The 14,729-nt window shown below is 62.0% G+C and carries 13 protein-coding genes; 7 read left to right on the forward strand and 6 right to left on the reverse strand.

The genetic code is table 11. From position 1 onward, the window contains the following. Positions 1-36 precede the first annotated feature (36 nt). The 5 genes from FCE95_RS11285 to FCE95_RS11305 form a co-directional block, all read right to left on the reverse strand. Complete coding sequence (locus FCE95_RS11285) at positions 37-540, reverse strand: hypothetical protein (RefSeq protein WP_137267113.1); 504 nt, start codon at positions 538-540, stop codon at positions 37-39. Next, on the reverse strand, positions 537-899 hold the full coding sequence (locus FCE95_RS11290; RefSeq protein ID WP_137267114.1) for a hypothetical protein: 363 nt from the start codon (positions 897-899) through the stop codon (positions 537-539). The genes FCE95_RS11285 and FCE95_RS11290 overlap by 4 nt, the downstream gene beginning before the upstream one ends. Before the next feature lie 1,198 nt (positions 900-2,097). Continuing rightward, positions 2,098-2,844, reverse strand: coding sequence for an Abi-alpha family protein (locus FCE95_RS11295; RefSeq protein ID WP_137267115.1), 747 nt, complete (start codon positions 2,842-2,844; stop codon positions 2,098-2,100). Between the two features lie 615 nt (positions 2,845-3,459). Further along, entirely contained in the window at positions 3,460-4,857 is a 1,398-nt protein-coding gene (locus tag FCE95_RS11300; RefSeq protein WP_137267116.1) for a KAP family P-loop NTPase fold protein, read from the reverse strand. A 226-nt stretch (positions 4,858-5,083) separates the two neighbouring features. Continuing rightward, entirely contained in the window at positions 5,084-6,337 is a 1,254-nt protein-coding gene (locus FCE95_RS11305; protein WP_137267117.1) for a 6-phosphofructokinase, read from the reverse strand. A 111-nt stretch (positions 6,338-6,448) separates the two neighbouring features. On the opposite strand from FCE95_RS11305, the gene FCE95_RS11310 reads away from it, so the two are divergent. The 3 genes from FCE95_RS11310 (at position 6,449) to FCE95_RS11320 (ending at position 9,269) form a co-directional block, all read left to right on the forward strand. Further along, the gene (locus tag FCE95_RS11310; protein ID WP_137267118.1) at positions 6,449-7,027 is read left to right on the forward strand and encodes an adenylate kinase; all 579 of its coding nucleotides are present in this window, start codon (positions 6,449-6,451) and stop codon (positions 7,025-7,027) included. A 254-nt stretch (positions 7,028-7,281) separates the two neighbouring features. Beyond that, the gene (gene mpl / locus FCE95_RS11315) at positions 7,282-8,643 is read left to right on the forward strand and encodes a UDP-N-acetylmuramate:L-alanyl-gamma-D-glutamyl-meso-diaminopimelate ligase (protein ID WP_223266869.1); all 1,362 of its coding nucleotides are present in this window, start codon (positions 7,282-7,284) and stop codon (positions 8,641-8,643) included. Positions 8,644-8,690: 47 nt separating this feature from the next. After that, on the forward strand, positions 8,691-9,269 hold the full coding sequence (locus FCE95_RS11320; RefSeq protein WP_137267119.1) for an LON peptidase substrate-binding domain-containing protein: 579 nt from the start codon (positions 8,691-8,693) through the stop codon (positions 9,267-9,269). 103 nt (positions 9,270-9,372) lie between these two features. On the opposite strand, the gene FCE95_RS11325 is transcribed toward FCE95_RS11320, so the two are convergent. After that, positions 9,373-11,361, reverse strand: coding sequence for a bifunctional DedA family/phosphatase PAP2 family protein (locus FCE95_RS11325; protein ID WP_137267120.1), 1,989 nt, complete (start codon positions 11,359-11,361; stop codon positions 9,373-9,375). A 197-nt stretch (positions 11,362-11,558) separates the two neighbouring features. Between FCE95_RS11325 and FCE95_RS11330 the strand changes: the two genes are divergently transcribed. The 4 genes from FCE95_RS11330 to FCE95_RS11345 all read left to right on the forward strand — a co-directional run bounded on the left by FCE95_RS11330 (position 11,559) and on the right by FCE95_RS11345 (position 14,689). Next, positions 11,559-12,377 carry an SDR family oxidoreductase gene (locus FCE95_RS11330; protein WP_137267121.1) on the forward strand — a complete coding sequence of 273 codons (819 nt, stop codon included), beginning with the start codon at positions 11,559-11,561 and terminating at the stop codon, positions 12,375-12,377. Between the two features lie 146 nt (positions 12,378-12,523). Beyond that, on the forward strand, positions 12,524-12,943 hold the full coding sequence (locus FCE95_RS11335) for a VOC family protein (RefSeq protein WP_137267122.1): 420 nt from the start codon (positions 12,524-12,526) through the stop codon (positions 12,941-12,943). Positions 12,944-13,070: 127 nt separating this feature from the next. Then, a complete protein-coding gene (locus FCE95_RS11340; RefSeq protein ID WP_223266870.1) occupies positions 13,071-13,607 on the forward strand; it encodes an RNA polymerase sigma factor in 537 nt (178 codons plus the stop codon). Beyond that, a complete protein-coding gene (locus tag FCE95_RS11345) occupies positions 13,604-14,689 on the forward strand; it encodes a FecR domain-containing protein (protein WP_137267123.1) in 1,086 nt (361 codons plus the stop codon). Before FCE95_RS11340 ends, FCE95_RS11345 begins: the two co-directional genes overlap by 4 nt. The last annotated feature ends 40 nt before the right edge of the window (positions 14,690-14,729 follow it).

The following is a 14,729-nucleotide window of genomic DNA, read 5'->3' on the forward strand; positions in this document are numbered from 1 at the left end:
AGCGCTGGGTTGATAAAGCTAACCCAGCCTACGGTCCTATCGTATGCGTCTGAAATACTCGCGTATATGTAAATCCGGTACTTTTGGATCGTTTGTCCCGCCGTACACCCACATCGCATCGGGGCCGATAAAAAAATAGGTAGTAACGCCCTTTTCTTCCGTTGCGGTTTGCTTGGTTTCTATAACGGCCATGCGCTGACTGCAGAACAGGGTTCTGTAGGGCTTCCGTTCTTCGAAGCTGTCGAATGGCTTAAGTTTGCCTTGAACGCGCACTTCAGTTTCTGGCATGCGCAAGTGGAGCTCGCCTCTAGTGAACTCTAGTGTCATCTTGCCTATCAGGCTTGCCAAAAAATCGTCTTGGCGTTTCTCGAGTTTTGCATGAGCGCGATTGAACGACATTGTCGCGTCGGCGTCAGATTGCCAAGTGCCGATGAGCTGGTTTTCGCAGGCTAAGAGCGTCGGCGAGAAAAAAGAGAGGGCTAGAAGCAGCGCGGGGCATCTCATAGCACTATTGCGTCGCGTACCACCTGCGGTTCTCATCTGGGGTTCCGTAAGTTGTAGATCACGGCGGGCGATTTCGGAGGTTCGGGTTGCAGCGGCCCCTGCACCTCGGTCGACCAGCGAACGAATCTCAGGATGATAATTTTATCCCGGAAGTCGTCAGCGGCCATGGCAACCAGCTTGTTAATAGTCAATTCGGGGTCTTTGGCGAAAGGTTGTTGCATCAAGTCGTCGACAGTGGCCGGCGCCATAGCTGCTATGTGTATGGCTAGGTCTTTGGCGAGCTGCCTGAAGGCATCGGACTTGACGATAAGTGGATCGGACACGCCGAGCTCAATTAGCACGCCGATGCCGCCGTTGTGCACATAGCTTTCGATGAAACGGTCGGTGTAATTCATGGGGCGTAGTGTCGCGGAATAGTTGCGAGATTTGTCAGGCCGCACATGCGGCGGGCTGAAGCCCGCCCTACGGGTCCTACGACACTCCAGATCAGAAGGACGCCGCTAAGCAGGGCAAGCCAGAGTGGGAATTTGCGAAATAATGTCCGATACGATTCGAAGGTGAAGCAGGGCCACTCGCGCTCGATCAGTTCGATACGGAATTGAAGCAATCCGGTGATCGCGGAAATGGCGAAAAGCATAATGAAGAGCACGGCGTATAGGGAAGGCGGTACAAGCCACCCCATCGCTCTGGTTGCTTGCGCGGCCAGGCAAGCGGCAAACGACACCGCACAAATGATCAGAAGTGCCCGAACTAGAAATACTTTGGCCATAGCTAAGACCGTATAGCGGATTTAACCGCCTTGCGACCCAGCATAACCTCTCATTTTGCGGGCTTCAGCCTGCCGCATGTGCGATCCGATAAAAGGCATCACTCGGTTTGTTAGGCCCCTAGCTCTGCAAGTTGAGCTCTCGCCCAGCTTACAGCGCTCCCGGCTGGGACCGACTCGCCGGCCTGAGGATCTGTAAGAGAGCCACCTGAGACTGCAGCCAGCACACTAGACGCTGCTAGCGCGGAGATGAGCTCTAGAGGGCGAGAACCAATACGAAACTGGACTGAGAAGTCGGTGCCAGGTGCTAGCTCAAGCTCATGGATGTCGGCGGAAGAGAGCGTCGTCGCGTAGTACTCGAAGCCGGCCATTTCGCCGTTGACTGGACAAGGGAGGAATCCGGAAAACGCGTCGACGTCGAAGTCAGCATCTAGCGCGACTGGAAACCCGGCCGCGATAATCGAGGAGCGCCATGTCTCCGGCGATGGCATTTTTTCCCGTTGCAGATACACGACTAGGTCATACGACATGGGACTCTCCCAGGGGCCTACCGCTTGAGTTGAATCGTGCCGCGAAGCGGCATCGGCTTGAATGAATTGTTAGGCATCAGCGGACGATGCCCGAGTTTGAGAAATCTTGTACTGCCAGCCAGCGTAGCCCGGGTAAGCGTAGCGCACCCGGGTATGCGCCATGGCGACGGCTATGCCACCGCCACTCGATCATTTGCTGACGGGTTGACACCCGGGTGCGCTACGCTTACCCGGGCTACGCTGGCTGAGAAGCCAACTCGTAGGCTGGGTTGGCTATATCAACCCAGCATTGCACGGCTAGCAAAGGAAAGCGCTGGGTTGATAAAGCCAACCCAGCCTACGGTCCTTCAAGACGGCAATTGATGATTGATCAAAATCATCGTCGATCGCACTTCTCGGCGGAGAGTAGACATCATCGATTGGATACTGATTGGGTATGCCGGAGCCGATATCGAAGAAATAAACGATCGCCCCTTCTGTTTCGGCTATTGACAGAAAATTCTTGTGTATTAGATCGAACAGGTTCATTTCCTCAATAACACTCATGCCGCCAAGGCTATTGATAACGTCACGAATCTTGATGTAGACGTATGAGTCGCGCCAATCGGTTTCAATATCTTCAAAGTGCGGGCGTGCCTCGCAGTGAGTATGTTCTTCTGGCGAGCAGATATATTGAAGAAGCTTTGCCTCTTCACCTGTTAGCTCTCTCAACACTCTTATAAATAGATGGTGCTCACTTTTGTGTGTTCTTGATTCAGACACCAGCAGCCGTGCCCACATATCGATGAGGGTAGAATCGTCAGGATCCTCAAGCGAGCAATCCTCTAGCAATGGAACTAGAAATTTTAAAGCAGGCTCTTTGAGCGCGAGGCCTTCTGTGTCTGCAATTTCTTTCGCGCGCTTCAGTGATCTTAGTAATGACAGCTGCCGATAAATTCTCGCTTTATCTCCAATAGTGCCAAGCAATTCTGTAGCAGGAGATAGAATTTCAACGAGAGCTTTGGAGAGCTCCTTCGTTCCGTCAATGTTTATCTCAATCGCCATTCTCGCTCCTGCAGCACATCACGCTTGAATAAGAGCCAGCCGATGCTTGTGGGCTTTATCGGCATGTCGTGAGTTTAAACCCGTCCTGCGGATATTGGTGTCCTCGGCTCGACCGGTAACGATGGGTTGAAGCCCGCCCCGCGAGTCCTGCGAGCTGGGCTTGGATGAGCTGTTAGGTCGCGGTTCAACGAGGGTTAGGGAGATCAAGCGCGCTCCCACGTCTTTCTAGCTCGTAGGCTGGGTTGGCTATATCAACCCAGCATTGCACGGCTAGCAAAGGAAAGCGCTGGGTTGATAAAGCCAACCCAGCCTACGGTCCTCACCGACTCTCCAGATTGCAAGCCACACGGGGATTGCGACCGATGAGCAAAATAGAGAAATGGACAGCGAACAACTGTTGACGCCGATTTGCGTGATCAAGAAGACGATCGCCGTCGATAGACCCGCGCCGCCAAGCGTCACACCTCTCGCTACGTCCCATTTGCTCGGATCGATCCGAGCAACGATTGGCTCCATCGCTCGGTTGAATTCCTTACCAGTTTGCGATTGATCGGGCATGAGGCCTAACTCCTGAATTAAGCCGAGCCGCGAAGCGGCTTCGGCTTGAATGAACTGTTAGCCTTCACCCGCGACAAGGTCGATTTTTGATGCAACAGATTTAATGTTTGAGTAGATTCTGTTGAATCGCTTCTCTCTAGCAACGTGCGCAATTATCTCTGCGCGATGCCTGGCGTCTGGGGACAGGGACTCGTCTTGGGATTCCTGCACGAACTTGTTGTACAGGTCGTCCCGTTCGTGATGAGGTGTCTGTGCACCAATGAGTTCAGCTTCCAAGACATATCCATAGTTGGATTGCACAAACTCTGTGCTTTCTGGCTGAGCTGAAAAATACTCCATAACTTCCTTGGCACCCGCTCGGCCAGAAATGAAGTTCTTGTAGAGGCTCGTGTTTTTGATCTTGAGAAGGATCAGGCAGCCAAGCATCAATGGATGCAAGTACTGATTCTGTGCGGTTGCGCGAATTGCCAAGCTCAGGAGTGTGAACGCGCGTTCTCGTTCTCTAAACGATAGATCTAACGCGCTAAACAAGTGCTTGAACATGCTTTCAAGCCTATCCTTGTCATATCTCGTCTCTTCGTGGCGCATGCGGCTAGCAAAGAAGTCGTCGAGTCCAAACCTTGTGAACTGCGCACGCAAGAAGTCATCAGTGCTCGGGTTTGGCAAGTTCAACTCAAGGTCGAAGAACCTTTTCAGGTATCCATCGACGTCCATGCCTTGACCATACAGGGTTCTTACAGAGTGACCGAGTTGATCTGGGTCTAGAGCGACTACGAACGCGACACGATCAATGGAGAAGAAGTGCTTAACAATCTCAAGTAGGCGAACTGCGTGAGTAGGCCTGCACCGATCAAGCTCATCAATAATGAAGACTAGTGGAAGTTGCGAGTCTTGACCGTATAGCGACTGAGCTATTTTATGAACTTCTTTTCGGAACGAAGTGATCGACTTCTTCGCTTCAGAATATGCGTCTATCTGCTCTTGAGTGAACTTCTCTGTAGCGTCCGAGATTGCGGCTTCTGTCACGCCATCTAGATTGATGACTCCCGCGGTACCAATTCGTACCGCGGCCGGAATGGCTGCCTTTATGATCTTGCCGCCATACTTCTTGGCCTTCTCAATCTTGGTCTGAAGTGAGCGATTCCTGCCGCCTCTTAGGGCATTGAGCTGTTCTTCAGTGTCTCCTAGGAGTGCAACAAACGGATTATCGATATAGTCGCTTTCCCACGCATTGAAATTGACGATCTTGAAGCCCTGCTCGGTTAAATGAGCTTGTAGCATCCGAAGGAAGGTTGATTTTCCGTATCCCCACGGGGCGCTAACCGAAACGACGAGTGGTTCGGTCGTGCTCTTCAAAATATTGGTTAGAGCTTCGACGGCTGGTCTGCGCCCGAGCTTGTCGTTCTCGAATGGGCTTTCCGCCGAAACGTCAACTGCCGGGGCTCGAAGTCGCATGAACGGTTCCCGTGAAGGCTAACTACATTTAGACCCCAAAGTGGGCATAAACCAGTTTTGCAGTCGTTCTGCACACCCGTCAATCAGAATATTCTTATTACAGATCAATAGGTTGCGTGAATCGCGCCTTGACGTCGTTCGTAGGCGGAGCCTTATCGCGGCACGTGCGCCGCGATAAGTTTTATGGCGGCGAATTGGCCGGCATAACGGCAGCCCCGCGAGCGGTCTATTCCTTCCAATCCGCCAGCTTTCGCCGAACTATCGGATTCTTCAGCTCAACATAATTCGGAATCCCATCCCGCCCATAAGGCGGCGGAGCCTCCCCTCTGATCAACGGCTCCAAATACTTCCGCGCCGCCGCAGTGATGCCGTACCCATCCTTGCGGATAAACCCCGCCGGCATCTTCTTCTCGTGATTGGCGACTTTCTCCAGCGGCGCCGGTTCGATCTTCCACCGATACGGCGAATCGCTGATGCGCTTGATCACTGGCATCGTCGCGTTCATCCCCTTCAACGCGTACTGCACCGCGGCCTTACCGACGGCCATGGCTTGTTCCAGATCGGTCTTGGAAGCGAGGTGCCGGGCGGAGCGTTGCAGGTAGTCGGGCAGGGTCCAATGCACTTTCAGGCCGAGTGAATCTTTCACTCGGCCGGCGAGGAACGAAGCGACGCCGCCCAATTGCGTGTGGCCGAACGAATCCTTGTTGCCGCCGGCATCGGCGACGAAGTTGCCGTCGGCGGTGCGGATGCCTTCGCTGGCGACGACAACGCAATAGCCGACGCGGTCGACGACGCGCTTCACCTGCTTCAAGAAATCGGCTTCGTCGTATGGCCGCTCAGGAAACAGGATCAGATGCGGCGCATCGTCGGCGGTCTTGCCGGCCAGGCCGCCGGCTGCGGCCAGCCAGCCGGCGTGGCGGCCCATCGCTTCGTACACGAACACCTTGGTGGAGGTTTCGGCCATCGCCGCCACGTCCAGCGCGCATTCGCGCACCGAGACCGCGGTGTATTTCGCGGCCGAACCGAAGCCGGGGCAGCAGTCGGTCACGGCCAAGTCGTTGTCCACCGTCTTGGGTACGCCGATGCAGGTCAGCGGGTAGTCGAATTCGGCGGCCAGCTTGGACACCTTCAAAGCGGTGTCGGCCGAATCGTTGCCGCCGTTGTAGAGGAACCAGCGCACGTCGTGGGCCTTGAACACGGCCAGTAGGCGCTCGTAGCGGGCCCGGTCGGCTTCCAAAGACTTCAATTTGACCCGGCAGGAACCGAAGGCCCCGCCCGGGGTGTGGGCCAGGGCCCGGATCGCCGCCGCCGACTCCTTAGTAGTGTCGATCAATTCCTCGCGCAGCACGCCCAAAATGCCGTTGCGGCCGGCCAAGACCTTGATCTTGCGAGCGCGGGCTTCGGCGATCACCGCCGCGGCGGTGGCGTTGATGACGGCGGTGACGCCGCCGGACTGGGCATAGAGCAGGGTTCCGGACATGTCAGGCTCGGGATTTCGGGGGGTTTGGGGTAAGCTGGCGCGGTATTTCGCCGCGGCCAGGGGAGTGTAACGCCGCGCGGCGATTCGATTTTTAGCGTTTTGGAGCGAGCGATGCGATTGGTACTCCTCGGCGCGCCCGGGTCCGGAAAAGGCACCCAGGCCGCTAGGCTGAAAGAGCACCTGCAGGTGCCCCACATCTCCACCGGCGATCTGCTGCGCGCGGAAGTGGCCGCGGGCACGCCGCTGGGCAAAGAAGCCAAGGACATCATGGCCCGCGGCGAGCTGGTGTCCGACGCGATCCTGCTCGGCATGCTCGAGGACCGCTTCTCGCGTCCGGACACGGCCAACGGCTTCATCCTGGACGGCTACCCGCGCAACCTGGCCCAGGCCGACGCGCTGGACAAGCTGCTGCAGCGCATCGGCCAGCCGATGGATTTCGCGTTGCAGTTGGATGTGGACAACGAACTGCTGATCGAACGCATCGCCGGCCGCGCCAAGGCCGAAGGCCGCGACGACGACAATCCGGAATCGGTGCGCAAGCGCTTGAAGATCTACGACGAACTGACCGCGCCGGTGATCGAGTTCTACCGCCAGCACGGCCAGCTGACCGTGGTCGACGGCGTGGGTTCGATGGATGAGGTGTTCAACCGGATCGTCGAGGCGATCGCGCCGGCGACCGAGGTGGGTTGATTTCTCCCTTCTCCTGCCTTGCGGGAGAAGGTGGCGCGCAGCGCCGGATGAGGGCGCGCGGGATGGCAGATGGCATCAAACGTGGCTACTCGCGATGCTTTCTCGGTATGCGAACCCGGCTCCCAGAAAGTTTCGATGTTGACCGATCGGCGCGCGCCCTCACCCCAGCCCTCTTCCGCAGGCGGGAGAGGGGGAGTCGGCGCCGAGCGGGAGTCGGATGCGGACATCGCAGCGATCTGTAGGAAGCGACGAATTTGAAATTACATATTTTGGGCATCGCCGGCACCTTCATGGGCGGCGTCGCCGCGCTCGCGCGCGAACTCGGCCACGAGGTGGAAGGCAGCGACCAGGCGATCTATCCGCCGATGTCGACCCAGCTGGAAACGCTCGGCATCGCGCTGAAGCAGGGCTACAACCCGGAGAACATCTCCAAGGACTGCGACGAGATCGTGATCGGCAACGCGCTCTCGCGCGGCAACGCCGCGGTCGAATACGTGTTGAACGAAGGCTTGCGCTACAGCTCCGGCGCGGAGTGGTTGCGCGAGCGCGTGCTGCCCGGGCGCGAGACGCTGGCGGTGGCCGGCACCCACGGCAAGACCACGACGACGACGATCCTGGCCTATCTGCTGCAGGCCGGTGGCCGCGAACCCGGTTTCCTCATCGGCGGCGTGGCCGAGGACTTCGGCGTTTCGGCGCGGATCGGCCTGGGCCGCGAATTCGTGGTCGAAGCCGACGAATACGACACCGCGTTCTTCGACAAACGCAGCAAGTTCGTGCACTACCGGCCGACGGTGGCGATCCTCAACAATCTGGAATACGACCACGCCGACATCTTCCCGGACGTGGCCGCGATCCAGCGCCAGTTCCACCACTTGGTGCGCACCGTGCCGGCGCGCGGCCGCTTGATCGTCAACGGCGAAGACGAGCGCCTGGCCGAAGTGCTGAAGATGGGCTGCTGGACGCCGGTGGAGACTTTCGGGCTGGACGAGGGCTTCGACTGGAGCGCGCGCCTGATCGAAGAAGACGGCAGCGCGTTCGCGGTGCTGCACAAGGGCAAGGACGTCGGCGAAGTGCGTTGGCCGTTGCTCGGCCGCCATAACGTGATGAACGGGCTCGCGGCTTTGGCCGCCTGCCATGCGGTCGGCGTCGATATCGCCGACGCGATGCCGGCGCTGGCGAATTTCCGCAGCGTGAAGCGCCGCCTGGAAGTGTTGGGCGAAGAAGGCGGCATCACCGTGTACGACGATTTCGCGCACCATCCGACCGCGATCGCGACCACGCTCGCCGGCCTGCGCGCGCGCGTGGGCGAGGCGCGGATCGTGGTGGCGATGGAGCCGCGCAGCAATTCGATGCGCTTGGGCGCGCACGCCGACGCGCTGGCGCCGTCGCTGGACGGCGCGGACGCGGTGGTGTTCCTGCACCGCCCGGAACTCGCCTGGGATGCCGGCAAAGTGGTCGCCGCGTTGCGCGGCGAGGGGCACGCGGCGGCGGACGTCGATGCGCTGATCGAAATCCTGCGCAAGCTCGCCGCCGCCGGCGACCATGTCGTATTCATGTCCAACGGCGGTTTCGACGGCGCGCCGCGGCGGTTCCTGCAGGCTTTGCGCGGCGATTGAACGGCGGGTCTTGCCTTCCCGACGGGTCCGGGGCGAGACTGGCCGCGATGCCCAACGGCAAGTCCTACCCGCTGTTTCCGCTGCACACGGTCTTGCTGCCGGGCGCGCCGCTCGGTTTGCGCATCTTCGAACCGCGCTACCTGGACATGGTGCGCGAATGCGGGCGCCGCGAGGAAGGTTTCGGCGTCTGCCTGATCCTGGAAGGCCGCGAAGCCGGCGCGCCGGCGACGCCGGCCGCGTTCGGCACCGAAGCGCGCATCGAGGATTTCGGCAGCACCGACGAGGGCTTGCTCACCTTGCGCGTGCGGGGCGCGCGCCGCTTCCACGTGCGCCGCACCCGGGTGCGCGACAACGGCCTGGTGGTGGGCGAAGTCGACTGGCTGGACGGCGATTCGGACGACGAGATCCAGCCGCAGCACGGCCTGCTCGCCATTCTGTTGCGCAAATTGCTCGACCAGATCGGCGGCGAGCACGCGTCCGCGCCGATGGAACGTTTCGACCAAGCCGCTTGGGTCGGCTGGCGCCTGGCCGAATTGCTGCCGCTGGACGACGCCAGCCGGCAGGCGCTGCTGCAGCAGGACGACCCGCATGCGCGCTTGGATCGCTTGCTCGAGTTGATGCCCTGATTTTGTGGGAGCGGCTTTTAGCCGCGAGCTCCTACCGTCCGTTCGCCGCGATCTTGCAAGAAAGAGCTCGCGGCTAAAGCCGCTCCCACAAGAAGCGCGAAGCTCACTCGCCGGTGCGCATCCGCAACACCACGCCGCCCGATTTCGGATTGCGCTCCTCGCGCGCGTCCGCGCCGCGCAACGCCTCGCGCAAGGCCGCATGCGCCGGTTGCGGATCCTGCATCGGTTGCCAAAGCCCCGCGACGCCGAAGGGGCGCCGGTATTCCAGGACTTGCGCGGTGCCGATCCAAAGCGGCGCGCCGTCGTTCAAGCGCGCCGGCGCCGGCCACAGCCGCAAAGCGAATTGGTGCTTGCCGTCTTCGCCCGCACGCAGCATCAGCAAGGCTTCGGCGCGGCCTTCGAATGTCGCCGGCAGCACCGGTTGTTCCAGCGGCGGAGTATCGTCGTCCAGCAATCCGAGCGTGGCGATCCAATCGGCTTGCGGCTGCTCGCGCCAGCCCGCGGCGCCCAGGCGATCGCGCAAAGGTTCCAAAGATCCGGCGACTTGCAGATCGAGCGGCCAGGCCAGGCTCTTGGAGCGTTCGTCGCGCCGGGTCGGCAATTCGGCCCAGCCGTGTTGCCACCAGTTTTCCGTTTCCAGCGAATACGCCGGCGGCGGCGGCGCGAATTGCGCCAGCAAGCGTTGCGGCTGATGCGGCGCATGCCACAGCGCGGCGACTACGAACACGCCGTAGAAAATGCCGGCCAACGGCCGCATCAGGAAGGAACGCGCCACATGGCGGCGATAGGCGATGCCCAGCAGCAACAGCCAGACCACGCCGAACAACATGCCGCCGGCGATATCGCTCAACCAGTGCGCGCCGAGATACAAGCGCGCGAAACCCAGCGTCGTGACCACCACGCCGGACACCAGATAAGGCCATACCCGATTGCGCCCCGGCAGTTCGCGCGCGATCAGCACCGCGAAGAAGCCGAAAGCGATGGTCGCCATCGTCACCGAGATCGACGGGAAGCCGAAGCCGCTGGATGCGGTCGGCGGACGCGGCATGTCGATCGCCGCGCCGAGCAATGCGGTCAGCGCCAAGCCGAACACCAGAGCGCCCAGCCAATGCGCCGCCGCCATCCAGCGCCGCCGCCACAACAGCCAGGCCAGCGCGGCCGCGGCCGCCGGCACCAGGATTTGCGCATCGCCGAGCGAAGCCAGCGCCGCCATCAATTGGTCGGCCAGCGGATTGCGCAGCTTCGACATGGCTTCGTAGATGCTGCGGTCGATCGCCAGCGGCCCGCCGCGCGCCAACACCGCGGCCAGCCAGGCGAACCAAGCCCAGCCGATCGCCAGCAAGCAAGCGGCGAGCAGCACCAGCGACGGCGATTCGGGGCGATTGGGGTCGATCAGCGCCGCCGCGTACTTGCCCAAGTGCGGATGCTCGCGCGTCCATTTCAATGCGCGCGCCAGCAGATGGTTGGCGTGCGCGGCGAACCAGCGATAGGTGTACAGCACCACCGCCCAGACCAGCACCAGCACGGCCAACAACGCGCCGATCGCGAGGCTCAGTTTGTCGGCCACCGCCGCGACGGCATCGTAGGAAGCGCCGAAAACCCAGCCCGGGGCCAGGAACGCCGCCGCCCACGCGACGCAGGCGAACAAGCTGGCCGGCGCGTAACGGCGCAGCGGCATCCGCAGCATGCCGGCGATGGCCGGCACGAACGGCCGCACGGCGCCGACGAAGCGGGCGATGACGATGCCCAGGCTGCCGTGCCGGCGGAACATCCGTTCGCCGCGCGCGAGGAACTGCGGATAGCGGCGGAACAGCCACTGTTCGCTCAGATGCGTGCCCCAGCGGCGGCCGATCCAATAGCTCAGGCCATCGCCGAAGAAAGCGCCCAGCGCGGCGCAGGCCAGCGCATACGGGCCGTCGATGTGGCCGAGCCCGATCAGGGTGCCGACCGCGAACAGCAGCGGCAACGCCGGCACCACGATGCCGATCACCGCCAACGCGTCGCAAAACGCGATCAGCGCGATCAGCACGCCGGCGGCGAGCGGATGCGCGGTGATCCAGGCGACCAGGCTGTCTAACCAAGCGGTAGGCATCGGCCGATTATAGGCAACGAATGCGTCATGCCCGCCAGCCGTCTGCTGTTCTCCCCCTTTGAAAAAGGGGGACGCAGGGGATTTTCTTTGATCTTGTTTTAAAGGCAACGGCAAGGAGCAAATCCCCTCAATCCCCCCTTTTTCAAAGGGGGAGGAACAGCAAGGGTAGAATGCGATCCCAGTCCCGGGTACACACCATGCCTACACTTTCCGGAAAAACGCTGTTCATCACCGGCGCCTCGCGCGGCATCGGCCTGGCCATCGCCTTGCGCGCGGCGCGCGACGGCGCCAACGTGGCGATCGCGGCCAAATCCGCGGTGCCCAATCCGAAATTGCCCGGCACCATCCACGAAGCCGCGCAGGCGGTGGAGGCCGCCGGCGGCCGCGCGCTGGCGCTGAAATGCGACATCCGCGAGGAAGACGAAGTGCGCGCCGCGGTCGCGGCGACGGTGGACGCGTTCGGCGGCATCGATATCCTGGTCAACAACGCCAGCGCGATCTGGCTGCGCGGCGCGCTGGACACGCCGATGAAGCGCTTCGACTTGATGCAGCAGGTCAACGCGCGCGGCAGTTTCCTGTGCGCGCAGGCTTGTTTGCCGCATCTGCTGCAAGCGGCCAATCCGCATATCCTGACCTTGGCCCCGCCGCCGTCGCTGGAGCCGAAATGGTGGGCGCCGCACACCGGCTACACCTTGGCCAAGATGGGGATGAGCTTCGTCACATTGGGCCTGGCCGGCGAATTCGGTCCGCAAGGCGTGGCGGTGAACGCGCTGTGGCCGCGCACGCTGATCGCGACCGATGCGCTGAACATGATTCCCGGCGTGAGCCAAGCCAACGGGCGCAAGCCCGAAATCATGGCCGATGCGGCGCACGCGGTACTGACCAAGCCGGCGCGCGGTTTTACCGGGAAATTCCTGATCGACGACGAAGTGCTGCGCGAGGCCGGCATCACGGATCTTTCGCGCTATGCGGTCGACCCTGCGCAGCCGCTGTTGCCGGATCTGTTCCTGGACTGAAGCGCGCCGACTCTACGAAAAGCGGGCGTATGCGCAGTCGTAACGCTCCGTTGCGCATGCGTCGGCGAAAATGGCCTCCGGCAAGCACCCGGCGCGGGTTAAGCTGAAGCCCTGCCTGCTGCTTCAAAGGCTACGGAGACAACGTAATGAAATATCTGCACACGATGATCCGCGTCCGCGATTTGGACGCCACGCTGAAATTCTTCTGCGAAGGCCTGGGCCTGAAGGAGAACCGGCGGATGGACAACGAGCAGGGCAAGTACACGCTGGTGTTCCTGTCCGCGCCGGAAACGCCGCAGGCCGAAATCGAGCTGACCTACAACTGGGGTTCGGAAGAGGACTACGGCAGCGCGCGCAACTTCGGCCATCTCGCGTTCCGGGTCGACGACATCTACGCCACTTGCGAGCGTTTGCAGGCGATGGGCTACACGATCAACCGCCCGCCGCGCGACGGGCATATGGCTTTCGTGCGTTCGCCGGACCTGATTTCGGTGGAATTGCTGCAGGAAGGGCATCTGCCGCCGAAGGAGCCTTGGGCGTCGATGCCGAATACCGGCACCTGGTAATTCATGCCGTGATCCCGGCTTTCGCCGGGATCACGGTCGAATTCAGCATCGGCGGCCTCGACCGGCGGCTCGGTTAACGCTCCGCCTTCCGGTAACGTCTTCCCCTCGGTCCACAGGCAAGGACGACGTGAGCGAGGCGGCCATCCCCGATTTGGTCGAAGCGGCGCGCACCGGCGACGGCAGCGCGATGGACGCGCTTTATCGGCGTTTCGCGCCGGTCGTGCACGGCGTGCTGCTGGGCTACGTGCAAAAGGCCGATGCCGACGATCTCACCCAGGACGTGTTCGAGACCGCGATCCGGCGCTTGCACGAATTGCGCGACAGCGCGGCGTTCCCGGGCTGGATCGTGCGCATCGCGCGCCATGCCGCGCTCGACGCCAAGCGCCGGACCACGCCGTTGACGGGCATGGCATGGGACGACGCGGCCGCGCCGGACAAGCCGGACGAGCATCTGGAAGCCGAGCGTTCGCTGCGCGCGATCGTCGCCTTGCCCGAGGCTTACCGCGAAACCTTGTTGTTGCGCCTGGTCGAAGGATTGACCGGGCCTGAAATCGCCGAGCGCACCGGCCTGACCCCGGGCAGCGTGCGCGTCAACCTGCACCGCGGCATGGCGATGCTGCGCATCGCCTTGGCCACGCCGGCCGCGCGAGGAACCACGGCATGAGCCAAGAGCACGACATCGACCGCGACGACGATTATCTATGGGACCGCAGCGGCCCCGTGGATCTGGAGATCGCACGCCTGGAACGCCTGCTGGCGCCTTACGCGCTGCACGACGCATGCCATGCGCCGCGTCCGGCCGCATCGCGTTCGCGTCGCCGTCGCGGTTGGCGGATCGCGCTGGCCAGCGCGGCGGTGCTGGCGATGTTCGCGGTGGGCGTCGGCACCTGGTACCGGCAACGCCTGCTGTGGCCCGAAGCGCAGCCGTGGCGGATGGCGGCGATCGGATCGGTGCGGATCGACGGCCGCGATGCGTCCGCAGCCGAAACGCTGGCGCCCGGCCGCGTGCTGGAAACCGGCAAAGGCGGATCGGTGCGGCTGCGCGCGGCGCGCATCGGCGAGATCGTGCTTGGCGAAGGTTCCCGCTTCAGTCTGGTCGAAACGCGCAGCGGCCGGCACCGCGTGGATTTGCGCCAAGGCAGCTTGTGGGCGCGCGTCTGGGCGCCGCCGGGCTCGCTGGGCGTGGCCACGAAGCATGGAGACGTGCTGGATCTTGGCTGCGAATTCGTGTTGAAGAGCGACGCCGGCGGCAACGGCAGCCTGGAAGTGCGCAGCGGCTGGGTGCAGATCGACGACTTCTGGCGGGAAACGCTGGTGCCGCAAGGCGCGCGCGTCGAATTCCGCGGCGACGGTCCGCCGGGCACGCCTTACGACGTGGGCGCGAGCGCCGAATTCGTGGCCGCATTGCGCGAAATCGATGCGCAGGGCGGCGACGTCTCCGCGATCGCGCCGGCGGTGCGCCAGCTCGCGGAAAACGCGCGGCCGCAGGATGCGATCACCCTGTTGTCGCTGCTTAAACGGCATCCGCGGCTGGGCGAAGGCCCCTTGTTCGATCGCTTGGCGGCGATCATGCCGGCCGACGCTGGGGTGACGCGCGAGCAATTGCGGCAGCGCGGCGCGGATGCGTTGAGCCCTTGGTGGCAAAGCCTGCCGTATCCGCGCATGAAACGCTGGTGGATGCAGTGGCCGGATGCGTTCGCGAGCAAAGCGCCCGCCGAAGCGTTGTTCAGCGAACAGCCACGCTGAGGGTTAACGGCTCGGCGGCGGCGGCCGTCCATTCGATGCG

The organism is Luteimonas gilva (assembly GCF_005239095.1).
Taxonomy (GTDB): domain Bacteria; phylum Pseudomonadota; class Gammaproteobacteria; order Xanthomonadales; family Xanthomonadaceae; genus Luteimonas_C; species Luteimonas_C gilva.

Coding starts and splice junctions, on each gene's coding strand:
- FCE95_RS11285 (WP_137267113.1), bottom strand. CDS start 540: ATGAGAACCGCAGGTGGTACGCGACGCAATAGTGCTATGAGATGCCCC.
- FCE95_RS11290 (WP_137267114.1), bottom strand. CDS start 899: ATGAATTACACCGACCGTTTCATCGAAAGCTATGTGCACAACGGCGGC.
- FCE95_RS11295 (WP_137267115.1), bottom strand. CDS start 2,844: ATGGCGATTGAGATAAACATTGACGGAACGAAGGAGCTCTCCAAAGCT.
- FCE95_RS11300 (WP_137267116.1), bottom strand. CDS start 4,857: ATGCGACTTCGAGCCCCGGCAGTTGACGTTTCGGCGGAAAGCCCATTC.
- FCE95_RS11305 (WP_137267117.1), bottom strand. CDS start 6,337: ATGTCCGGAACCCTGCTCTATGCCCAGTCCGGCGGCGTCACCGCCGTC.
- FCE95_RS11310 (WP_137267118.1), top strand. CDS start 6,449: ATGCGATTGGTACTCCTCGGCGCGCCCGGGTCCGGAAAAGGCACCCAG.
- FCE95_RS11320 (WP_137267119.1), top strand. CDS start 8,691: ATGCCCAACGGCAAGTCCTACCCGCTGTTTCCGCTGCACACGGTCTTG.
- FCE95_RS11325 (WP_137267120.1), bottom strand. CDS start 11,361: ATGCCTACCGCTTGGTTAGACAGCCTGGTCGCCTGGATCACCGCGCAT.
- FCE95_RS11330 (WP_137267121.1), top strand. CDS start 11,559: ATGCCTACACTTTCCGGAAAAACGCTGTTCATCACCGGCGCCTCGCGC.
- FCE95_RS11335 (WP_137267122.1), top strand. CDS start 12,524: ATGAAATATCTGCACACGATGATCCGCGTCCGCGATTTGGACGCCACG.
- FCE95_RS11345 (WP_137267123.1), top strand. CDS start 13,604: ATGAGCCAAGAGCACGACATCGACCGCGACGACGATTATCTATGGGAC.